Annotated in this window: 20 protein-coding genes and 2 tRNA genes; 13 read left to right on the top strand and 9 right to left on the bottom strand. The window is 66.9% G+C overall.

Annotated features, from left to right (window positions below):
• Positions 1 to 58: 58 nt before the first annotated feature.
• Positions 59 to 1,372: an aminotransferase-like domain-containing protein gene (locus ABD716_RS08740; RefSeq protein WP_344775904.1), complete on the top strand. Its 1,314-nt coding sequence runs from the start codon at positions 59 to 61 to the stop codon at positions 1,370 to 1,372.
• A gap of 34 nt (positions 1,373 to 1,406) precedes the next feature.
• Complete coding sequence (locus tag ABD716_RS08735; protein ID WP_344775902.1) at positions 1,407 to 2,384, top strand: D-alanine--D-alanine ligase family protein; 978 nt, start codon at positions 1,407 to 1,409, stop codon at positions 2,382 to 2,384.
• Positions 2,385 to 2,443: 59 nt separating this feature from the next.
• Here the strand turns inward: ABD716_RS08735 and ABD716_RS08730 are convergent, their stop codons facing one another.
• From ABD716_RS08730 to rpmH, 9 genes are all read right to left on the bottom strand, one after another.
• A complete protein-coding gene (locus ABD716_RS08730; RefSeq protein ID WP_344775900.1) occupies positions 2,444 to 2,806 on the bottom strand; it encodes a DUF952 domain-containing protein in 363 nt (120 codons plus the stop codon).
• A 20-nt stretch (positions 2,807 to 2,826) separates the two neighbouring features.
• Entirely contained in the window at positions 2,827 to 3,786 is a 960-nt protein-coding gene (locus ABD716_RS08725) for a ParB/RepB/Spo0J family partition protein (RefSeq protein WP_344775898.1), read from the bottom strand.
• On the bottom strand, positions 3,786 to 4,616 hold the full coding sequence (locus ABD716_RS08720; RefSeq protein ID WP_344775896.1) for a ParA family protein: 831 nt from the start codon (positions 4,614 to 4,616) through the stop codon (positions 3,786 to 3,788). The genes ABD716_RS08725 and ABD716_RS08720 overlap by 1 nt, the downstream gene beginning before the upstream one ends.
• A gap of 115 nt (positions 4,617 to 4,731) precedes the next feature.
• The gene (gene rsmG, locus ABD716_RS08715; RefSeq protein WP_344775894.1) at positions 4,732 to 5,358 is read right to left on the bottom strand and encodes a 16S rRNA (guanine(527)-N(7))-methyltransferase RsmG; all 627 of its coding nucleotides are present in this window, start codon (positions 5,356 to 5,358) and stop codon (positions 4,732 to 4,734) included.
• Positions 5,359 to 5,455: 97 nt separating this feature from the next.
• A complete protein-coding gene (locus ABD716_RS08710) occupies positions 5,456 to 5,953 on the bottom strand; it encodes a Jag family protein (RefSeq protein WP_425553412.1) in 498 nt (165 codons plus the stop codon).
• 21 nt (positions 5,954 to 5,974) lie between these two features.
• Complete coding sequence (yidC, locus tag ABD716_RS08705; RefSeq protein ID WP_344775890.1) at positions 5,975 to 6,964, bottom strand: membrane protein insertase YidC; 990 nt, start codon at positions 6,962 to 6,964, stop codon at positions 5,975 to 5,977.
• A gap of 10 nt (positions 6,965 to 6,974) precedes the next feature.
• Positions 6,975 to 7,295 carry a membrane protein insertion efficiency factor YidD gene (gene yidD / locus ABD716_RS08700; protein ID WP_344776170.1) on the bottom strand — a complete coding sequence of 107 codons (321 nt, stop codon included), beginning with the start codon at positions 7,293 to 7,295 and terminating at the stop codon, positions 6,975 to 6,977.
• 47 nt (positions 7,296 to 7,342) lie between these two features.
• Positions 7,343 to 7,681: a ribonuclease P protein component gene (gene rnpA, locus ABD716_RS08695; protein ID WP_344775888.1), complete on the bottom strand. Its 339-nt coding sequence runs from the start codon at positions 7,679 to 7,681 to the stop codon at positions 7,343 to 7,345.
• Between the two features lie 13 nt (positions 7,682 to 7,694).
• Complete coding sequence (rpmH, locus tag ABD716_RS08690) at positions 7,695 to 7,832, bottom strand: 50S ribosomal protein L34 (RefSeq protein ID WP_120789077.1); 138 nt, start codon at positions 7,830 to 7,832, stop codon at positions 7,695 to 7,697.
• A gap of 380 nt (positions 7,833 to 8,212) precedes the next feature.
• Between rpmH and dnaA the strand changes: the two genes are divergently transcribed.
• The 11 genes from dnaA (at position 8,213) to ABD716_RS08635 (ending at position 20,835) form a co-directional block, all read left to right on the top strand.
• Positions 8,213 to 9,655 (top strand): chromosomal replication initiator protein DnaA, encoded by a 1,443-nt coding sequence (gene dnaA, locus ABD716_RS08685; protein WP_344775886.1) that lies wholly within the window; start codon positions 8,213 to 8,215, stop codon positions 9,653 to 9,655.
• Positions 9,656 to 10,105: 450 nt separating this feature from the next.
• Positions 10,106 to 11,251 (top strand): DNA polymerase III subunit beta, encoded by a 1,146-nt coding sequence (gene dnaN, locus ABD716_RS08680; RefSeq protein WP_344775884.1) that lies wholly within the window; start codon positions 10,106 to 10,108, stop codon positions 11,249 to 11,251.
• Positions 11,252 to 11,292: 41 nt separating this feature from the next.
• The gene (gene gnd, locus ABD716_RS08675; RefSeq protein WP_344775882.1) at positions 11,293 to 12,180 is read left to right on the top strand and encodes a phosphogluconate dehydrogenase (NAD(+)-dependent, decarboxylating); all 888 of its coding nucleotides are present in this window, start codon (positions 11,293 to 11,295) and stop codon (positions 12,178 to 12,180) included.
• Positions 12,181 to 12,268: 88 nt separating this feature from the next.
• Positions 12,269 to 13,447, top strand: coding sequence for a DNA replication/repair protein RecF (gene recF, locus ABD716_RS08670; protein ID WP_344775880.1), 1,179 nt, complete (start codon positions 12,269 to 12,271; stop codon positions 13,445 to 13,447).
• A complete protein-coding gene (locus ABD716_RS08665; protein WP_344775878.1) occupies positions 13,444 to 13,947 on the top strand; it encodes a DciA family protein in 504 nt (167 codons plus the stop codon). The genes recF and ABD716_RS08665 overlap by 4 nt, the downstream gene beginning before the upstream one ends.
• Before the next feature lie 122 nt (positions 13,948 to 14,069).
• A complete protein-coding gene (gene gyrB, locus ABD716_RS08660; protein WP_344775876.1) occupies positions 14,070 to 16,073 on the top strand; it encodes a DNA topoisomerase (ATP-hydrolyzing) subunit B in 2,004 nt (667 codons plus the stop codon).
• A 31-nt stretch (positions 16,074 to 16,104) separates the two neighbouring features.
• Positions 16,105 to 18,696, top strand: coding sequence for a DNA gyrase subunit A (gene gyrA / locus ABD716_RS08655; protein WP_344775874.1), 2,592 nt, complete (start codon positions 16,105 to 16,107; stop codon positions 18,694 to 18,696).
• The gene (locus ABD716_RS08650) at positions 18,686 to 19,096 is read left to right on the top strand and encodes a DUF3566 domain-containing protein (protein WP_344775872.1); all 411 of its coding nucleotides are present in this window, start codon (positions 18,686 to 18,688) and stop codon (positions 19,094 to 19,096) included. The genes gyrA and ABD716_RS08650 overlap by 11 nt, the downstream gene beginning before the upstream one ends.
• 92 nt (positions 19,097 to 19,188) lie before the next feature.
• A tRNA-Ile gene (locus ABD716_RS08645) sits at positions 19,189 to 19,265 on the top strand.
• A gap of 13 nt (positions 19,266 to 19,278) precedes the next feature.
• Positions 19,279 to 19,351 (top strand) — tRNA-Ala (locus ABD716_RS08640).
• Between the two features lie 158 nt (positions 19,352 to 19,509).
• On the top strand, positions 19,510 to 20,835 hold the full coding sequence (locus ABD716_RS08635; RefSeq protein WP_344775870.1) for a ferredoxin reductase family protein: 1,326 nt from the start codon (positions 19,510 to 19,512) through the stop codon (positions 20,833 to 20,835).
• The last annotated feature ends 51 nt before the right edge of the window (positions 20,836 to 20,886 follow it).

Genomic DNA, 20,886 nt, shown 5'->3' with positions numbered 1-20,886 from the left:
CGGCGGTTCCGCACAGCGCGCCTGGTTACGATTGACCAACCGTCGAGATTGGACGCACGTGATCGAGAGCTCGCCCGCGCAGGGCAACAACCTGGACCCCTGGTACAACTCCTACGCCAGCCGCACGGCAGGTCTGGCAGCCAGCGAGGTCCGAGCTCTCTTCGCCGTCGCGTCGCGGCCCGAGGTGGTCTCGCTCGCCGGCGGCATGCCCTACGTTTCCGCACTTCCGCAGGAGCTCGTGACCGGCGCGATGGACAAGGTCATGGCCGATCAGGGCCCCGTGGCGCTGCAGTACGGCTCCGGGCAGGGCGTCCCCGCGCTGCGCGAGCAGATCCTCGAGGTCATGGCGCTCGAGGGCATCCGCGGTTCCGCCGACGACGTCGTCGTGACGACCGGGTCCCAGCACGCGCTCGAGCTGTTCAGCAAGCTGTTCATCGACCCGGGCGACGTGGTCATCGCCGAGGGGCCCAGCTACGTCACCGCCATGGTGATCTTCAACTCGTACCAGGCCGATGTCGACCACGTTCCGATGGACGAGCACGGCCTCATCCCCGGCGCGCTGCGCGAGCACATCGCCCGCCTCAAGGCCGCCGGCCGCCGCATCAAGTTCCTCTACACGATTCCGACCTTCCACAACCCCGCCGGTGTGACGCTCACGTGGGAGCGTCGTCTCGAGATTCTCGAGATCTGCAAGAGCGAGGGCATCCTCGTGCTCGAGGACAACCCCTACGGTCTGCTCTACTTCGGCGACCGCCCGCCCGCCGCCATGCGCTCGATCGAGGAGGAGGGGGTCGTCTACCTCGGCACCTTCTCGAAGACCCTCGCCCCCGGGTTCCGGCTCGGGTGGGCGCTCGCCCCGCACGCGATTCGCGAGAAGCTCATCCTCGCCAACGAGGCGGCGGTGCTGTCCCCGTCGTCGTTCACGCAGCTCGTGGTCTCCGAGTACCTCTCTCAGGCCGACTGGCGCGGCCAGATCGACACCTTCCGCGGCGTCTACCGCGAGCGGAAGGAGACGATGCTCTCCGCCCTTCAGGAGCACCTGCCCGAGCTGTCGTGGACCAACCCGAACGGCGGCTTCTACGTGTGGCTCACGCTACCCGAGACGCTCGATTCGAAGGCCATGCTGCCGCGCGCCGTGAAGGAGCTCGTCGCCTACACCCCCGGCACCGCGTTCTATGCCGACGGCAACGGCAGGCACAACATCCGCCTGTCGTTCTGCTACCCCACGCCCGAGCAGATCAAGGTGGGCATCCGCCGCCTCGCCAACGTCATCGGCGGCGAGCTCGACCTGCTTGAGACGTTCGCGGGGACGGGCGAGCTGAGTTCTATCCGGATGCCTCGCGGCGCGTTCCCGCCCAGCGACCTGCGCTGAACCGCCGCAGGCTAGTTTCAAGGATTCCCTGATCATGAGCGATTTCGACCGACTCAATGTGCTGGTCCTCGCCGGCGGCATCTCGCACGAGCGAGACGTCTCACTTCGCAGCGGTCGGCGGGTCGCCGACGGTCTGCAGGCGCACGGCCATCGCGTCACCGTGCGCGAGCCCGATGCCGACCTTCTCGGCTATCTGCGCACGGCGCGGCCCGATGTCGTGTGGCCGGCGCTGCACGGCGCGAGCGGTGAGAACGGCGCGCTGCGTGCGCTGCTCGCTGCCTCCGGGGTTCCGTATGTCGGCGCAGAGCCCGAGCCCGCCCGACTCGCCTGGCTGAAGCCGATCGCGAAGACCGTCGTGGCCCGTGCCGGGGTGCCGACGCCGCAGGCCGTCACCCTGCCGCGCGAGACGTTCCGCGAGCTCGGGGCGAACGCTGTGCTGAGTGTCCTCAGGGACTTCCTCGGGGCGCCGCTGGTGGTCAAGCCGTCGCAGGGCGGCAGCGCTCAGGGGGTCACGATCGTCGACGACGAGGCCGAGCTGCCGCGAGCCATGGTGACGGCGTACACCTACGCCGATGTGGCGCTGCTCGAGCGCAAGGCCGTCGGAACCGAGATCGCCGTCACGGTGCTCGATCTCGGCGACGGTCCCCAGGCACTGCCCGCGGTGGAAATCGCCCCCAACCAGGGCGTCTACTCCTTCGAGGCGCGCTACAACGCGGGTGAGACCCACTTCTTCACCCCGGCGCGCCTCGCCCCAGAGGTCGCCGAGCGCGCCGCGCAGACGGCGGTCGAGGCGCATCGCGCGCTCGGACTCCGTCACATCTCACGCGTCGACCTGATCGTCGATGCCGAGGGAACCCCCTGGTTCCTCGAAGCGAACGTGCTTCCCGGGCTGACCGAGACCTCGCTTGTGCCGCTTGCGATCCAGGCCGCCGGCTTCGACCTCGGCTCGGTGTATGTGGGGCTCGCTGAGCGCGCGATCAAGGACTTCGACGCGGCCCTGCTCAGCCGCTAGCTGGCGCCCGGGTCGGGTAGCTCGCCTCTCGCGTTTCACATGAAACGCCCGCCGAGGCCTCAGAAGCGGAATCGGCCCTCGTGGTCGAAGGCGGCGGGGAGCACGTCGCTGACCCACTCGGTGCGCAAGGGGGCATAGATGTGGGGAAACAGCTCGCCATCGCCGCCGTCCTCGTCCACCACGCGCACGCCGGCCGCCCGGATCGCGTCGACATCGAGAACGAGAACGCACAGCTCGTCCTCGTCGCCCGCGTGGACGAACTCGGCCACGCGGGCGAGCTGATCGGCGTAGGACGCGTGCACGAAGCCGACCTCGGCGAACGTCGCGCCGCGCGTCGAGAGCCGATAGAGGCCATCCGCCTGCGCCGCCTCCCAATCGGAGCGGTGGGCGAGGTGGAGCGCCCTGCCGGAATCGCGTTTCACGTGAAACACAACCGTGTGATTCAGGCCGGGTAGGCGGTCTCGCCAAGCTCGGACAGGATGCGGTTCAGGTCCTGGATCGTCGCGAAGTCGATCGTGATCTGACCCTTGCGGGACGAGAGTGCGATCTTGACGCGCGTGTTCAGGCGATCGCCGAGCCGCTCCGCCACCTCGTCGAGGTGGCCCTTGTGGCGACCGGCCGTGGGCTTCGTACGCTCGGGCTTCGGGGCCTTGCTGACGACGGCCTCGGCCTGCCGCACGGAGAGATCCTCGTTGACGATCTTGTCGGCGAGCCGCACCATCGCCTCGGTCTCACCCGCCGCGAGAATCGCCCGCGCGTGCCCTGCAGAGAGCACGCCGGCGGCGACCTTCGACTGCACCGGCGCCGGCAGCTTGAGCAGGCGCAGCGTGTTCGAGATCTGCGGCCGGGACCGGCCGATGCGGCCCGCAAGCTCCTCCTGCGTGATGCCGAAGTCCGACAGCAGCTGCTGATAGGCGGAAGCCTCCTCAAGGGGGTTCAGCTGGGCCCGATGCAGGTTCTCGAGCAGCGCGTCGCGCAGCATGTGCTCGTCCTGCGTGTCCTTGATGACAGCCGGGATCGTCGCGAGGCCGAGCGCCTTGGTCGCGCGCAGGCGGCGTTCGCCCATGATCAGCTCGTACTTGCCGCTCTCGCCCTTGATCGGGCGGACCACGACCGGCTGCAGCACCCCGACCTCACGGATCGACGCGATCAGCTCGTCGAGCAGCTCCTGGTCGAACTCGGTGCGGGGCTGGTTCGCGTTGGGCACGATGTCCGCGGGGGAGAGGCTGGCGAGCCGCGCCCCGGGAACCGCCACCAGTGCGTCGGAGTCCTCCTGCGGTGCAGCCGCCGTCACAGCATCCGTGGATGAGAAGAAGACGTCGGCCGGGCGAGCGCCCGAATCGGCGGGCGCCGTCGGAATGAGGGCGCCGATTCCGCGTCCGAGTCCAGTGCGCTTCGCCATTACCGGGGTACTCCTCTTCGTGCGATTTCAACGGCGGCCTCGAGGTATGCCAGGGACCCGGAGGAACCGTAGTCGTAGGCGATCACGCTCTGGCCGTAACTCGGTGCCTCAGAGATGCGCACGGAGCGGGGGATGACCGTCGCGAGCGTCTCCTTGGGAAAGTGCTCGCGTACGTCTGCGGCGACCTGGTGGGCGAGGTTCGTGCGCGAGTCATACATCGTGAGCAGGATGGTCGAGAGCCTCAGCTTCGGGTTCAGGTGCTTCTCGATGAGCTTGATGTTCTTGAGCAGTTGGCTGAGGCCTTCGAGCGCGTAGTACTCGCACTGGATCGGTATCAGGACCTCGTTCGCGGCGACGAATGCGTTGATCGTGAGCAGTCCGAGCGACGGGGGGCAGTCGATGAAGATGTAGTCGAAGTCGACGCGCTCGAGGTACTCCTGCAGTGCCCGGGCGAGACGCTGCTCACGAGCGACCATCGACACCAGCTCGATCTCAGCACCGGCCAGGTCGATCGTGGCAGGCACGCAGAACAGCCCCTCGGCTTCGGGGCTCGACTGCACGACGTCCTCCATCGGGGTCTCGCCCACCACGACGTCGTACACGCTCGGAGTTCCCTCGCGATGCTCGACCCCGACCGCCGTGGAGGCATTGCCCTGCGGGTCGAGATCGATGACGAGCACTCGGGCGCCGTACTTCGCGAGGGCGGAGGCGAGGTTGACCACCGTGGTCGTCTTCCCCACACCGCCCTTCTGGTTCGAGATCGTGAAGATGCGCGTGCGCGAGGGAAGGGGGAGGACCTGCTGCTCCGCTGCGGCGCGCCGCTTCGTCATGTCGGTCAACTCCCGCAACAGCGGGGGAGCACCGGCGTCGTGCGCGGGGTCCTGCTCAGGGGGTTTCACGTGAAACGGTGGTCCTTCTCGGATCGGCGGGCGGCGGGGAGGAGGTCTAGTTCACTGTAGCCCGGATCACCCGGGTGACCTCTGCGAGCACGCCCTCGCCGAGCACGACGACCTCGATGTCGTGGACCCGGTTCTTGCGCAGTTCCTTCGTCGCCGCCTCGATCTCCGCCTGGGCACCGGCGCCCTTCAGCAGAACGAGCTCCCCGCCGAGCCGCAGGAGAGGGGCGGTGATCGGTACGAGTTTGCGCAGCGCGCTCACCGCGCGAGCAGTGACCTGATCGAAGGAGTACTTCGGTGCCTCCTCCGCGCGCGCCCTCAGCACCTCGACGTTGTCGAGACCCAGCTCGCCCACCTGCTCGTTGAGCCAGGTCACGCGCCGCTCCATCGGCTCGATCAGCGTGAAGGAGACATCAGGTCGCGCGATCGCGAGCACGAGACCGGGAAGGCCCGCCCCGCTGCCGACATCGCCGACTCGGCCCGGGCGCAAGAGGGGACCCACGACGGCGCAGTTCAAGATGTGCCGCGTCCAGAGTCGCGGCAGCTCGAGCGGGCCGATCAGTCCGCGCTCCTCGCCGTGCCGGGCGAGGGCGGCGGTGAACCGGCGCGCGAGCTCGATCCGGTCGCCGAACAGGGCAACGGCCGCTTCCGGCTCCGGTTCCATCTCGGGGGGCATCCGCACTTCTCTCCTTCGCCGATCGCGGTGGGTTTCACGTGAAACAAAGCGAAGGGGCGCCGATCGCGCTTCACGACCGGCGCCCCTGAATACCGCCCTATGCGCGCGAGATCACCGTATGCCGCTCGGCGCCCTCGCCCTGCGACTCGGAGGTGAATCCGCGCTCGGCCACGAGGTCGTGCACGAGCTTGCGCTCGTAGGACGACATCGGGGGGAGCGCCGCCTTCGCCGCGCCCGCCTCGATGCGCGCCACGGCACTGTCGACGAGCGCGGCGAGTTCCTGCTGCCGTGCATCGCGCGAGCCTCCGATGTCGAGAATCAGGCGCGAGAACTCGCCGGTCTGGTTCTGCACGGCGAGACGAGTCAGCTCCTGCAGCGAGCGCACCACATCCTGCTGCGAGAGGCGGCCCAGATTGCCACCCTCCCCGGCAGTGACCGTCAGGTACGTGCGGCCGTTTCGAACGTCGATCTCAAGATCACCGTCGAGGTCGGCGATGTCGAGGAGCTCCTCGATGTAGTCGGCCGCGAGGTCACCCTCGTCAACGGCGCCGTCGGCTGCGGTTTCGGGGGCTGTGGTGTCGCTCATGGCATCCATCTTCGTATCGGGCGCCGTCGCCTAGCGGCGCTTCTTCTTGCGCTTGTTGCTGACCGGCTGCTGACGCTGCGTATTGACCCGCGTGACAACAGCCTCGCCGCCGTCGACCGCGGGCGCGGCGACCTGCAGCTTGCCGGCCGCAATCAGCGCCTCACGCTTCTTCGCAAGGCGCTCCTCACGCAGGCGCGCCGCCTCGCTGCCGGGCGTCGGCATCGCGCGGATGACGAGGAACTGCTGCACCATCGTCCAGATGTTCGTGGTGAGCCAGTAGAACATGACGCCGAGCGGGAACGCGAAGCCCGAGAACAGGAAGATGAACGGCAGGAAGTACATCAGCGTGCGCTGCTGACGGAACTGCGGGCTGTTCTTCGTCTCGTCGGAGATGTTCTTCGACATGATCTGCAGCTGCGTGTAGAACTGCGAGGCGACCATCAGGGCGACCATCACCGCGGCGACGATCATGACCGGCACGACGGGCCCGCCGGCATGGTTCATGGCGCTCTGGAAGCTGTCGTGCAGCGGCGCGAAATCGAACAGCGACGCAGAGCCGAAGGACTTGGACAGGGATGCGTTCAGCATTCCGACGCCCACCTTGCCGTGCTGGGCGTTGTTCAGCACGGCGAACAGGGCGCCGAAGATCGGCAGCTGGATCAGCAGAGGAAGACACGACGCCAGCGGGTTGGTGCCCGTCTCTCGGTAGAACTCCATCATCTCGCGGCTCATGGCCTCGCGCGAGAGCTGGTCTCTCTTGCCCTTGTACTTGTCCTGGATCTTCTTGATCTGGGGCGCGACCTCGAGCATCTTGCGCTGGTTCTTGATCTGGCGCACGAACACCGGAATCAGTGCGGCACGAACGACCACGACGAGGCCGACGATGGAAAGAACCCAGGTCAGACCACCATTCGGGTCCATTCCGAGGTGGGAGAAGATCCAGTGCCAGGAGACCAGAACGACCTCGACCAGCCAACGGATCGGCCAGAGGATCGTGAGGTACAGATTCTCGAGGTTCATCTCGGTTGGGTCAGCCCTTTCCTTGGCCGTGGTGCGCGTGATCGTCGACGACGAAGCCGTAGCGATTCACGTGGAAGTGAGAGGAGTGCGATTCGGGAACATCGTCGACGCCGCCCACCGCCCAGGGGTGGCAGCGCACCACACGACGCGCAGCGAGGAAGCCCCCGCGCCCGAGGCCGTGCTGCTGCACGGCGCCGAGTGCATACGCCGAGCACGACGGGTAGTAGCGACAGACATCGCCGTAGAGCGGGGAGATCACGGCACGGTAGCCGCGCAGAAGCGCAACGACGATGTTGCGGGGAAGGAGCCGAAGGGTGCGGGCGACGTGCATCGCGGACGCGGCGGCGGGCCGCGTGAATCCGGGCGCATGCGCGGTGGTCATCGGGTTCCTGCCCTGTGGATGGCTTGGGAGATCTCGTGATGGAGAGTAGACCAGGATGCCTGCGCGGACGCTGGCAGGGCCCTGATCACGACATCGGCGCCGGCAGGAGCTTCGGCGAGCAATTCGAAGGCCACTGCCTTCAATCTGCGTCGCACGGTGTTCCTGACCGGCGCCGAGCCGACAGTCTTGCCCACGATGAACCCGAAGCGCCGTTCCGTCTGCCCGGGGGTGATGCGCACGTACGTCAGGGTGTGAGGTGCGGGGAACCTGGTCCCGCGCCGCACCACCGCCCTGTAGTCGTTCGCCCGGACGATGCGGTTGGCTTTGGCGAGCACCGCGAGCGGACTGCTACGCGGAGAGCTCGCTGCGGCCCTTGCGACGACGGGCGGCCAGGATGGCGCGGCCCGCACGGGTGCGCATACGCAGGCGGAAGCCGTGCACCTTGGCGCGGCGGCGGTTGTTCGGCTGGAAGGTACGCTTCGTCATGGTTCGTCTTTCGATCGATGCAGCGGCCAGGACGTCGGAGTACGACACAGGGCCTCGAGGAATGGGAGCAGCCGAGCACTCGGCTGCAGTCAACCAATTAACTGTACGGGCGCGAGACGTGTAGTTCAAACTGGGGCGCCGCAGTCACAGCCGAATCGAACGAACCATCCTGCCGACACATTCCAGAACCGCCACACGTGACACGCCGTGAGACGCGCGTTCTATGCCCCGTTCGGGATTTGTCCACAGCCTTCTCCTTCACTACCGTGGCACTCACAGTTATCCCCAGGCCCGTCAGCTTCCAACGACGGGCCGTGTGTTTTCTTGCGACGCTGAGGTGGATAACGCTGTGAATAACTACAGGGGACCCGGGGACACAGATGACTGATGGCGACGCTGCGCTTGATGAGGCGTGGGGATCGATCCTCGCGACTCTCGAGAAGGACGAGCGTGTAACGCCTCAGCTCTACGGCTTCCTCAGCCTCGTCGAGCCCAAGGGGATCATGGCCGGCACCTTCTATCTGGAGGTTCCGAACGAGTTCACCCGCGGCATGATCGAACAGCGCAGCCGCGTGCCGCTGCTCTCGGCCATCGGCGGTCTCGATTCCTCCCTCGAGGTCTCGACGTTCGCCATCGTGGTCAACCCCGAGATCGAGCAGGAGATCCTGCAGACCGGCACCGACCCGGTCCCCGTCGAGGCGGCACCGGCCCCCGCGTACGCGGAAGCACCCGCTCAGGTGGCGCCGCCCGCCCCGCCTTCACCCGAAGTCACGGTCGCGCCGCGCGCCACCGACACCCGCCTCAACCCCAAGTACAGCTTCGACAACTTCGTCATCGGCCAGTCGAACCGCTTCGCGCACGCCGCGGCGGTCGCGGTGGCCGAGGCGCCGGCCAAGGCGTACAACCCGCTCTTCATCTATGGCGACTCCGGGCTCGGCAAGACCCACCTGCTGCACTCGATCGGCCACTACGCCATGAGCCTCTACCCGGGCATCCGCGTGCGCTACGTCAGCTCGGAAGAGTTCACCAACGACTTCATCAACTCGATCCAGAACAACCGGGGAGCGAGTTTCCAGGCCAGGTACCGCAACATCGACATCCTGCTGATCGACGACATCCAGTTCCTGCAGCGCGCGGTGGAGACGCAGGAGGCCTTCTTCCACACCTTCAATACGCTGCACGACCACAACAAGCAGGTCGTGATCACCTCAGATCTGCCGCCGAAGATGCTCACGGGCTTCGAGGACCGCATGCGGTCTCGGTTCGAGTGGGGCCTCATCACCGACGTTCAGGCGCCCGACCTCGAGACCCGCATCGCGATTCTGCGCAAGAAAGCGCAGAGCGAGAAGGTCATGGTGCCCGACGACATCCTCGAGTTCATGGCGACGAAGGTGTCGAGCAACATCCGAGAGCTCGAGGGAACGCTGATCCGCGTCACGGCCTTCGCGAGCCTCAACCGCACGCCGGTGGACATGTCCCTCGTGCAGACGGTGCTGAAAGACCTCATCACCCTCGACGATGACAACGTCATCGCGCCGGTCGACATCATCACGGCGACGGCCGACTACTTCAAGCTCTCGGTCGACGACCTCTACGGCTCATCCCGGTCGCAGGCGATCGCCACCGCCCGGCAGATCGCCATGTACCTGTGCCGCGAGCTGACGAATCTGTCCCTGCCGAAGATCGGGCAGCTGTTCGGCAACCGCGACCATACGACAGTGATGTACGCGAACAAGAAGATCAGCGAGCTCATGAAGGAGCGCCGCTCGATCTACAACCAGGTCACCGAGCTCACGAGTCGCATCAAGCAGACGCGCCGCTGACGCGCGTGTCAGAAAAAGCCCCCGGCCCGCCCGGGGGCTTTTCGTGCGTCCGGGGCTGCCTGCGGCGCGATTGCGGCCCCTCCTGAGCCCCCAGTTCACACTGTGGATAACTTGTGGAGTGTTAAGGCATAACACGCTCGCCGGTGTGGGCGAGACGCTGATTCTTGTGAATCACACGTTTTTGCGCGCTTCCGTGTCATTCCGCGGCAGACGGGCTCACCACATGACATTCACAACTGACAGGAATGTAGTTCCCGCGCCCCGACTGGCATCGGCCGAGTTATCCACACTCTCCACATCCGTTAAGACCGTTAACCGAAATATTTGTAAGCCAGCGATTCCACAACCTCACGTCGGGCGGCGGTGCGGAATCACACGTTTGTCGGCTCACCCTGAACGCGGCGCTAGCATTGTGACGACTTCCGTCCGCCGACTCTCCAGGGGTGTCTCTTGCGATATCAGGCCAATCGCGACGTTCTGAGCGATGCCGTCTCTTTCGCTGTCAAACTCCTGCCGCAGCGCACGACGCTGCCGATCCTGTCGGGCATCCTGATCCGCACGACCGACGCGGGCATCTCGCTGTCATCGTTCGACTACGAGGTCTCGTCGCAGACCGAGATCGACGCCGAGGTCACCGAGCCTGGCACGATCCTCGTCTCGGGCCGGCTGCTGGCCGACATCGTTTCGCGCCTACCCAACGCACCCGTGCAGTTCTCCACCGATGACGGCAAGATCGCCGTCAGCTGTGGCTCTTCGCACTTCACCCTGCTGTCGATGCCCGTCGAGGAGTACCCGACGCTTCCGCAGATCGAGCAGTTCAGCGGCGTCGTGCCGGCGGATGCCTTTGCCGAGGCCGTGGCCCAGGTCGGTGTCGCTGCTTCGCGCGACGATGTGACCCCTGTCATCACCGGCGTGCAGCTCGAGATCGCCGAGAACGCGCTGAGCCTCGTCGCGACCGACCGCTACCGCGTCGCCGTGCGCGAGATCGACTGGGACGGCGGGGCCGGCGGCGTCGAGCAAGCGAGCGCCCTCGTGCCGGCGCGCACCCTGCAGGAGATCGGCAAGACGCTCGGCCACACCGGCAACATCTCGGTCGCCATCCAGAACAACGACGAGCGCGAGCTCATCGCCTTCTCCGCCGAGAAGAAGACGGTGACGTCGCTGCTCATCAAGGGTAATTTCCCCCCGGTGAAGCGTCTCTTCCCGGAATCCGTCGACAACTACGCAGTGCTCAACACGGCTGAGCTGATCGAGGCGACCCGCCGCGTGCAGATCGTCCTCGAGCGCGAGGCAGCGCTGCGCTACACCTTCACGTCAGAAGGCCTGACGCTCGAAGCCATCGGCTCCGAGCAGGCGCAGGCCTCGGAGAGCATCGACGCTCTTCTGACTGGGCAGGACACCGTCGTCTCGCTCAAGCCGCAGTTCCTGCTGGACGGTCTGAGCTCGGTGCACTCGGAATTCGTGCGCATCTCGTTCACCAAGACCGAGAACCCCAACAAGCCCGGCCCCGTGCTCATCACGAGCCAGACCAGCAGGGAACAGGCCGGGAGCGACACATACAAGTACCTGCTGCAGCCGAATCTGCTGCTGCGTTAGTGGGAACCACCCCGCCAACGCGTCAAGGAAGAAGGACCCCCATGCACATCGGTCTCGTCGGTCTCGGCAAGATGGGCAACAACATGCGTGCCCGCCTCGAGAAGAACGGCGTCGAGGTCACCGGCTACGACACCAACCCCGCCGTCAGCGACGTCGCCGCGCTCGCCGACCTGGTCAAGGCGCTGCCCGCGCCGCGCACGGTGTGGGTCATGGTGCCCGCCGGCAAGATCACCGACGCCGTCGTGAACGACCTCGAGGGGCTGCTCGAGCCGGGCGACCTCGTCATCGACGGCGGCAACTCCAAGTTCACCGACGACTTCCGCCACGCCGAGCAGCTCGCCGCGAAGGGCATCGACTACATGGATGCCGGCGTCTCCGGCGGCGTGTGGGGACTCGAGAACGGCTACGGGCTCATGGTCGGCGGCTCGCAGGCCCAGGTCGAGCGCGTGATGCCGGTGTTCGACGCACTCCGCCCCGAGGGGCCGCGCGAGGAAGGCTTCGTCCACGTGGGCGAGGTCGGCGCCGGCCACTACGCGAAGATGGTGCACAACGGCATCGAGTACGCGCTGATGCAGGCCTACGCCGAGGGCTACGAGCTGCTCGACACCCGCAAGGACATCATCAAGGACGTCACCGGCACCTTCAAGGCGTGGCAGCGCGGCACCGTGGTGCGCTCGTGGCTGCTCGAGCTGCTGGTGCGCGCCCTCGAGGCCGACCCCGAGTTCCAGAACATCGAGGGCTACGTGCAGGATTCCGGCGAAGGCCGCTGGACCGTCGAGGAAGGCATCAACAACGCGGTGCCGCTGCCCACGATCTCGGCCTCGATCTTCGCGCGCTTCGTCTCCCGCCAGGAGGACTCGCCGGCGATGAAGGCCGTCGCGGCGCTGCGCAACCAGTTCGGCGGTCACGCGGTCAAGGCCGTCGACTAAGGAACGTCTGTCGCTGGGCGAGCAGTTCTGCTGCTCGCCCAGCGCTCGCGGTTAAGGCAACCGCCGGCCGGAGAGGAGGAGAGCACCGTTGCACGTGAAACGGCTCACCCTCACCGACTTCCGCAACTACCGCTCGGCCGAGCTCGACCTCGCGCCGGGGGTCACGGTCTTCGTCGGCCCGAACGGCCAGGGGAAGACGAATCTCGTGGAGTCGCTCGGCTATCTCGCGACGCTCGGCTCGCACCGCACCTCCGTCGACGCGGCGATGATCAGGGCGGGGGCGGATGCCGCGGTCGTCCGTGCTCTGCTGCGACACATCGACCGCGAGTTGCTCGTCGAGGTGCAGCTCAATCGCGGTGCGGCGAACCGCGCCCAGGTGAACCGCTCGGCGGTGCGCACGCGCGAGCTGCCCCGCTACTTCTCGAGCGTGCTGTTCGCCCCGGAGGACCTCGCCCTCGTGCGCGGCGAGCCGTCGACGCGCCGCCGCTTCATCGACGAGCTCCTCGTGCAGCGATCGCCCCGACTCGCCGGAGTCCAGGCCGACTACGCGCGGATCGTGACGCAGCGCAACTCCCTGCTCAAGTCCGCGCGCGCCCAGCGCATCAAGGAGTCGCAGCTGTCGACGCTCGAGATCTGGGACGAGCGCCTCGTTGAGCTCGGCAGCGAGCTCATCGACCGGCGCGAGGAACTGGTCGCCGAGTTGGCGGCGCCGCTGCGCGACGCATATCAGGCCGTCGCGGGCGTCGATCAGCAGCCGCGCGTCACGCAGCGGCTCAGCATCCACGGAGCTGCGGGCGATGACGACGACGGGGATGCCGGGAGCGGTTCTGTCTCCATGCGCGCTGCGCGCGAGTCGACCGGCGACGGGGCGACTGCCGACGTGTTCCGCGCGGCCCTTGCCGGGGTTCGGCGCAAGGAGCTCGAGCGCGGGCTGACCCTCGTCGGCCCACACCGCGACGACCTGCTCTTCGAGCTCAACGGACTCCCCGCCAAGGGCTACGCGAGCCACGGCGAATCATGGTCGTTCGCATTGGGGCTCCGACTCGCCGCGGCACAGCTGCTGCGAGCCGAGTCCGCGATCGGCGACCCGGTGCTCGTCCTCGACGACGTGTTCGCGGAGTTGGATGCCGCGCGGCGGCGCGCACTCGCGCAGGCGATCGGCGACTTCGAACAGGTGCTCATCACCGCCGCAGTCCTCGAAGACGTGCCTGCCGAGCTCGGCGCCCGGCTCGTGAAGATCCGTGCGGGGGAGGTGCTGGCCGAGTGAACGACTCCGGTGACGAGCCGCGCAGTGAGGCATCCGCCGTCTATCTGCGCCTCAAGAAGCTGTTCGGCGGACCGTCGGCCCGCAGCTCGAAGACGCGGCGACGGGCCGAAAGTGGAGAACCGGGATCTGAGCCGTTCGGTGCTGGGCGAGACCCACGCGGCCTGTCGTCGGTCATGGACGCGCTCACGACGGAGCTCGGCTGGGACTCCGAGCTCGACAAGGCCGAGCTCATCGGCGCCTGGTCGGAGCTCGTGGGCGAGAGCACGGCCTCGAAGTCGCAGCCGCTCGGAATCGAGGACGGCGTGCTGACCGTGCAGTGCGAGTCGACGGCGTGGGCGACGCAGCTGCGCATCATGCGCGTCGAGTTGCTGACTGCAATCGCTCAGCGGTACCCGCGGGCGGGCATCCAGTCGATCCGTTTCAACGGGCCGGACGTACCGAGCTGGAAATACGGTCGCAGGTCGACGCAATGGCGTGGCCCTCGCGATACTTACGGCTGAGAAGGCAAATCTCATGACGAACGCGTAAAAAACGCGTCAGAGCGGCGTCTAGCCCCGGGAATCGCAAGCCCTCCTGATACGATGGAACGTCACGATTTGTGGGGTCAGGAGCTCAATTTCATATGACGACCGAACCGACGAACCAGGCCGGCGACGGCTCTGACGACCAGAGCTACGGCGCGAACCAGATCCAGGTGCTCGAAGGCCTCGAGGCGGTTCGGAAGCGGCCCGGAATGTACATCGGCTCGACCGGGCCCCGCGGTCTGCACCATCTCGTGTGGGAGATCGTGGACAACGCGGTTGACGAGTACCTCGCCGGCAGCGGTGATCGGGTGGTCGTCACGCTTCTTCCCGACGGCGGGGTGCGGGTCGTCGACAACGCACGCGGCATCCCGGTCGACATCCATCAGCCGGAGGGCATCTCGACGGTCGAGCTCGTGCTCACCGTGCTGCACGCCGGCGGCAAGTTCGGCGGCGGCGGCTACGCGGTCTCGGGTGGTCTGCACGGCGTCGGCTCGTCGGTCGTCAACGCGCTCTCGAAGCGACTCGACGTCGAGGTGAAGCGGCAGGGGCACGTCTGGACCCAGAGCTACCACGACGGCAAGCCCGACGCGCCCCTCGCCCAGGGTGAGGCCACCGAGAGCACGGGAACGACCATCACGTTCTGGCCGAACGACGAGATCTTCGAGACCGTCGAGTTCGACTACGAGACGTTGCGATCGCGCTTCCAGCAGTACGCCTTCCTCAACAAGGGCCTCTCGATCGAGCTGCACGACGAGCGGGCGATCGACCAGCTGGACGAAGAGGGCGAGCCGATTCAGGCACGCAGCGACGTCTTCCACTACGAGCGCGGCCTCGAGGACTACGTCGAGTACCTCAACTCGATCAAGAAGAACGAGATCGTCAACGACGAGATCATCCACTTCGAGTCAGAGGACACCGAGCGCAAGATCGCCCTCGAGGTGGCGATGCAGTGGACCAGCGCCTACAGCGAGAGCGTCCACACCTACGCGAACACGATCAACACGCACGAGGGCGGCACCCACGAGGAAGGGTTCCGCGCGGCGCTCACGACACTGGTGAACCGGTATGCCCGCGAGAAGGGCATCCTCAAGGAGAAGGACGACAACCTCTCCGGCGAGGACATCCGCGAGGGTCTGACCGCGGTCATCTCTGTCAAGCTGGCCGAGCCGCAGTTCGAGGGCCAGACCAAGACGAAGCTCGGCAACACCGAGGCGAAGGCGTATGTGCAGCGGGTCGTGGGCGATCAGCTCGGCGACTGGTTCGACCGCAACCCGAACGCGGCACGCGACATCATCCGCAAGGGCATCCAGGCCGCCACGGCACGCATCGCGGCGCGCAAGGCGCGCGAGACGGTGCGCCGCAAGGGGCTGCTCGAGGGCAGCGGCATGCCGGGCAAGCTCAAGGACTGCTCGTCGAAGGACCCGTCGATCTCCGAGATCTTCCTGGTCGAGGGCGACTCGGCCGGCGGCTCGGCGACACAGGGGCGCAACCCCTCGACCCAGGCGATCCTGCCGCTGCGCGGCAAGATCCTGAACGTCGAGAAGGCCCGCCTCGACCGCGCCCTCGCGAACGCCGAGATCCAGGCGATGATCAAGGCGTTCGGCGCCGGCCTCGGCGAGGAGTTCGACGCCGAGAAGGTGCGCTATCACAAGATCGTGCTGATGGCCGATGCCGACGTCGACGGCCAGCACATCACCACGCTGCTGCTGACGCTCATCTTCCGCTACATGCGGCCGCTCATCGAGCTCGGCTACGTGTACCTCGCGCAGCCCCCGCTCTACCGCCTCAAGTGGACCAACGCCGAGCACGAGTACGTCTACTCCGACCAGGAGCGCGACGCACTGCTCAAGGCGGGCCAGGCCGCGGGCAAGCGGATTCCCAAGGACAACGGCGTTCAGCGCTACAAGGGCCTCGGCGAGATGAACTACGAAGAGCTCTGGGACACCACGATGAACCCCGAGACGCGCACGCTGCGCCAGGTCACGATGGAGGACGCGGCGGCGGCCGACGAGGTCTTCGCGACACTCATGGGCGACGACGTCGACTCGCGTCGTCACTTCATCCAGAAGAACGCCAAGAACGTTCGCTTCCTCGACGTCTAGAGCCTGCCGGCATCCGTAAAGAAAAGAAGACATGTCTGACGAGACCCCCGGTATCGACGAGCCCAACATCCACGGCAAGATCGACCAGGTCGACCTGCAGCTGGAAATGCAGCGGTCGTACCTCGACTACGCCATGGCCGTCATCGTCGGCCGTGCGCTGCCCGAGGTGCGCGACGGTCTGAAGCCCGTGCACCGCCGCGTCATCTACGCGATGTACGACGGCGGCTACCGCCCCGACCGCCCCTTCTCGAAGTGCGCGCGCGTCGTCGGCGACGTCATGGGCCAGTACCACCCCCACGGCGACTCGGCGATCTACGACACCCTCGTGCGCCTGGTGCAGCCCTGGGCGCTGCGTTACCCGCTGGCCCTCGGCCAGGGGAACTTCGGCTCGCCGGGCAACGACGGCGCGGCCGCCCCGCGATACACCGAGACCAAGATGGCGCCGCTCGCCCTCGAGATGGTTCGCGACATCGACCAGGAGACGGTCGACTTCCAGCCCAACTACGACGGGTCGACCGATGAGCCGCTCGTGCTGCCGAGCCGCTTCCCGAACCTGCTCGTCAACGGCTCTGTCGGCATCGCCGTGGGCATGGCCACCAACATCCCGCCCCACAACCTGCGCGAGGTGGCGGATGCCGCGCTCTGGGCGCTCGCGCACCCGGATGCGACCCGCGAGGAGCTTCTCGAAGCCGCCATGCAGCGGATCAAGGGGCCCGACTTCCCGACCGGCGCCCAGATCCTCGGCGTCAAGGGAATCCACGACGCCTACCGCACCGGCCGCGGCTCGATCACGATGCGCGCCGTCGTGGGCGTCGAGGAGATCCACGGCCGCACGGCCCTCGTCGTCACCGAGCTGCCCTACCAGGTCAACCCCGACAACCTCGCGATCAAGATCGCCGACCTCGTCAACGACGGCAAGCTCGCCGGCATCGCCGACATCCGCGACGAGACCTCGGGCCGCACCGGCCAGCGACTCGTCATCACGCTGAAGCGCGACGCGGTGGCGAAGGTCGTGCTTAACAACCTGTACAAGCACACCCAGCTGCAGGAGAACTTCGGCGCGAACATGCTCGCCATCGTCGACGGCGTTCCGCGCACGCTGCCCCTCGACGGGTTCCTCACCGCGTGGATCGATCACCAGATCGACGTCATCGTGCGCCGCACGCAGTTCCGGCTGCGGCAGGCGGAGGAGAAGGCGCACATCCAGCGCGGCCTCGTGAAGGCGCTCGACGCGCTCGACGAGGTCATCGCCCTGATCCGCCGTTCGCCCGACGTCGACCAGGCGCGCACGGGCCTCATCGAGCTTCTCGACATCGACGAGCTGCAGGCCAACGCGATCCTCGCGATGCAGCTGCGCCGCCTCGCCGCACTCGAGCGGCAGAAGATCATCGACGACCTCGAGGCCCTCGAGCGCGAGATCGCCGAATACAAGGAGATCATCGCGTCGCCCGAGCGCCAGCGCGGCATCGTCAGCGACGAGCTCACCGAGATCGTCGACAAGTACGGCGACGAGCGCCGCACCGACATCCTGCTCGGCTACGACGCCGACATGTCGATCGAGGACCTGATCCCCGAAGAGGAGATGGTCATCACCGTCACCCGCGGCGGGTACATCAAGCGCACCCGTAGCGACAACTACCGCTCGCAGCACCGCGGCGGCAAGGGCGTCCGCGGCGCGCAGCTGCGCGGCGAGGATCTCGTCGACCACTTCTTCGTCACGACCACCCACCACTGGCTGCTGTTCTTCACCAACATGGGCCGGGTGTACCGGGCGAAGGCGTACGAGGTGCCGGAGGGCGGGCGCGACGCGAAGGGCCAGCACGTCGCCAACCTGCTGGCGATGCAGCCCGACGAGCAGATCGCCGCAGTGCTCGACATCCGCGACTACGAGGTGGCGACCCACCTCGTGCTCGCGACCCGCGACGGGCTGGTGAAGAAGACCCCGCTCGAGGAGTACGACACCAACCGCACGGGCGGCATCATCGCCATCAAGCTGCGCGAGGGCGACGAGCTGATCTCTGCCCTGCTCGTCGAGAACACCGACGACATCCTGCTCGTCTCGCGCAAGGGCATGTCGCTGAGGTTCACGGCGACCGACGAGTCGCTGCGGCCGATGGGCCGCTCGACGAGCGGTGTGAAGGGCATGAGCTTCCGCGACGGTGACAGCCTGCTCGCGGCATCCGTCGTCACCGACGAGGGCTTCGTGTTCGCGGTCACCGAGGGCGGCTACGCCAAGCGCACCTCGGTCGATCAGTACCGCCTGCAGGGCCGCGGCGGCCTCGGCATCAAGGTGGCCAAGCTCGTCGAGGACCGCGGCGACCTCGCCGGGGCGCTCATCGTGGACGAGGACGACGAGGTTCTCGTCGTGCTGCAGAGCGGCAAGGTGGTGCGCACGGCCGTCTCAGAGGTTCCTGCCAAGGGCCGGGATACTATGGGCGTCGTCTTCGCCCGCTTCGCGGACAACGACCGCATCATCGCCCTTGCGCGCAACGTCGAGCGGAAGCTCGGCGGCGAGGACGTGGTGAGCGAGGCGAGCGAGGGTACCGAAGAGGCAGTACTCGTAGAAACGACAGAGCCCGCAGCGGCGGGCCCGGTGGAGGGTGAACCGACAGATGAGCAGTAGCGTCGCCGAGCGACTCGCCCGCAAGACGGCGAAGCGCCCCACGTCGAAGCAGGTTCGCCTCAAGCTGGTCTATGTCGACTTCTGGTCGGCCGTGAAGGTGTCGTTCCTCGCGGGCCTCGCGCTCGCGATCATCGGCATAGTGGCGACGTTCCTGCTGTGGACCGTGCTCACCCAGACCGGCGTCTTCAAGCAGATCGCCGAGCTGTTCCAGTCCATCGGCGGTCAGAGCCAGAGCGGCCTGCTCGACGCGGTCGGCCTGGGCAACGTCATGAGCTTCGCCATCATCGTCGGCATCCTCGATCTCATCGTCGTGACTGCGCTCGGCGCCGTGGTGGCGCTGCTCTACAACCTGTCGGTGAAGATCACCGGCGGCCTGCTCGTCGGCTTCACCAACAACTGATTCCAGACGAGCGGATGCCTGTCCCAGGGTTTTCCCGGCCCGATTTCGTCGCAGCGGCAATCGTCCGGTAATCTCTAACAGGTTCGTTTCACGGGGCTATAGCTCAGGCGGTTAGAGCGCTTCACTGATAATGAAGAGGTCCCAGGTTCAAGTCCTGGTAGCCCCACCACGTTCCCCTTCTGGGGGCCTTAGCTCAGTTGGTAGAGCGCCTGCTTTGCAAGCAGGATGTCAGGAGTTCGATTCTCCTAGGCTCCACTCCGTCGCAACGCCCGGCCATCTCGCCGGGCGTTTTTCGTATGCCGGCTTCAGCTCGGACCTTGGCCCGGGCGACGGCGTCCGCACGGGCGCTGCTCGTGATCGGCCATGCCCGTGGCTAGGGTGGGAGCCATCCCGCGATCAGGAGGAGGGCCCGGTTGAGGAATCTGCTGAGCGGGCTGGTCTGGATCTTCCTCTACCTGGCGTTCTGCCTCGCTCCGCTGGCCCTGATCATCGGCCAGGACAATCCGCCCGGGCGCCCCTTCCTCGTGGAGTTCTCCGTGGCGCTCGGATTCGTCGGGCTGTCCGTCCTCGCGCTGCAGTTCGCACTCATCGCGCGTTTCCAGACCGTGGCCGCCCCGTTCGGCATCGACGCGCTGCTCAAGTTCCACGTGCAGATCACGTTCTTCGGGCTCGGCTTCGCCCTCGTGCATCCGATCCTGCTGTTCCTTGCCGACCCGAAGTACCTGCCGCTGCTCAATCTCGCAACCGCGCCGTGGCGCGCCCGGTTCGCCTTCACGAGCGTCATCGCCCTGCTGGTGCTCGTCGTGATCTCGCTCTGGCGCCGCCGCCTGCGCGTCAGCTACGAGGTGTGGCATATCTCACACAGCATCCTGGCCGTCGCCGTCGTGCTGTTCGCCCTGCTGCACGCGAGCCTCGTCGGCTTCTACGTCGTCGGCATCGTGCGACATGTCGTCTACGACGCCTATATCGGCGGGCTGATCTTCCTGCTGCTCTGGATTCGCGTGCTCAGCCCGATCGGGCGCTATCGGCGACCATGGTCGGTCGTCGAGGTGCGCCCCGAATACGGGAACGCGAGCACGCTGGTCGTCGAACCGGTGGGGCACCCCGGCTTCCGCTTCGACCCGGGGCAGTTCGGCTGGATCGCCGTCGGCCGCTCGCCGTTCAGCATGACGCAGCACCCGTTCTCGTTCTCCTCCGCGGCGGACACTCCGGAAGGCGGAACGATCAGCATCACCATCAAGGCGGCAGGGGACTACACCCGCACGATCCCGTCCGTGCGACCGGGAACCCGCGTGTATCTCGACGGCCCGCACGGCGTGTTCTCGATGGACCGCCGGCAGGCTCCCGGCTACGTGTTCATCGCCGGCGGCGTCGGGGTCACACCGTTCGTCAGCATGCTCACGACGATGAAGGAGCGCGGAGACGTGCGACCCGTGACGCTCTTCTACGCGAGCCCGCGGTGGGACGAGGTCATCCTGCGCGATCAGCTCGCCGAGTTGGATGCTGCGCTGCCGAATCTCACGGTCGTCCACGTGCTCAGCAGGCCCGACCCGGGCTGGGCCGGCGAGTCGGGCCGCATCACCGCCGAACTGCTGCGCCGGCACCTGCCGCCGCAGTTCCGCCGCTATGAGCACCTGATCTGCGGGTCGACGCAGATGATGGATGCCATGGAGGACGCCCTCGTCGAGGTGGGCGTCCCGCCCAGCCGCATCAGCAGCGAACGCTTCGACATGGTCTGAGGGGAGTCCCGTGAGACAGAGATGGATCACGAGCTTGGTCATCGCGGTGGG

It is taken from the genome of Gryllotalpicola kribbensis, from assembly GCF_039538245.1.
Lineage (GTDB): Bacteria > Actinomycetota > Actinomycetes > Actinomycetales > Microbacteriaceae > Gryllotalpicola > Gryllotalpicola kribbensis.
This window is presented reverse-complemented; position numbering and strand designations above follow the sequence as displayed.

Bases quoted from the DNA above. Each gene is read 5' to 3' on its own strand.
- ABD716_RS08720 (WP_344775896.1), bottom strand. From the start codon at position 4,616: ATGACGAAGCGGCGCGCCGCAGCGGAGCAGCAGGTCCTCCCCCTTCCC.
- gnd (WP_344775882.1), top strand. From the start codon at position 11,293: ATGCACATCGGTCTCGTCGGTCTCGGCAAGATGGGCAACAACATGCGT.
- rsmG (WP_344775894.1), bottom strand. From the start codon at position 5,358: ATGCCCCCCGAGATGGAACCGGAGCCGGAAGCGGCCGTTGCCCTGTTC.
- yidC (WP_344775890.1), bottom strand. From the start codon at position 6,964: ATGAACCTCGAGAATCTGTACCTCACGATCCTCTGGCCGATCCGTTGG.
- ABD716_RS08725 (WP_344775898.1), bottom strand. From the start codon at position 3,786: ATGGCGAAGCGCACTGGACTCGGACGCGGAATCGGCGCCCTCATTCCG.
- ABD716_RS08735 (WP_344775902.1), top strand. From the start codon at position 1,407: ATGAGCGATTTCGACCGACTCAATGTGCTGGTCCTCGCCGGCGGCATC.
- yidD (WP_344776170.1), bottom strand. From the start codon at position 7,295: ATGCACGTCGCCCGCACCCTTCGGCTCCTTCCCCGCAACATCGTCGTT.
- gyrA (WP_344775874.1), top strand. From the start codon at position 16,105: ATGTCTGACGAGACCCCCGGTATCGACGAGCCCAACATCCACGGCAAG.
- ABD716_RS08650 (WP_344775872.1), top strand. From the start codon at position 18,686: ATGAGCAGTAGCGTCGCCGAGCGACTCGCCCGCAAGACGGCGAAGCGC.
- gyrB (WP_344775876.1), top strand. From the start codon at position 14,070: ATGACGACCGAACCGACGAACCAGGCCGGCGACGGCTCTGACGACCAG.
- dnaA (WP_344775886.1), top strand. From the start codon at position 8,213: ATGACTGATGGCGACGCTGCGCTTGATGAGGCGTGGGGATCGATCCTC.
- ABD716_RS08710 (WP_425553412.1), bottom strand. From the start codon at position 5,953: ATGGATGCCATGAGCGACACCACAGCCCCCGAAACCGCAGCCGACGGC.
- rpmH (WP_120789077.1), bottom strand. From the start codon at position 7,832: ATGACGAAGCGTACCTTCCAGCCGAACAACCGCCGCCGCGCCAAGGTG.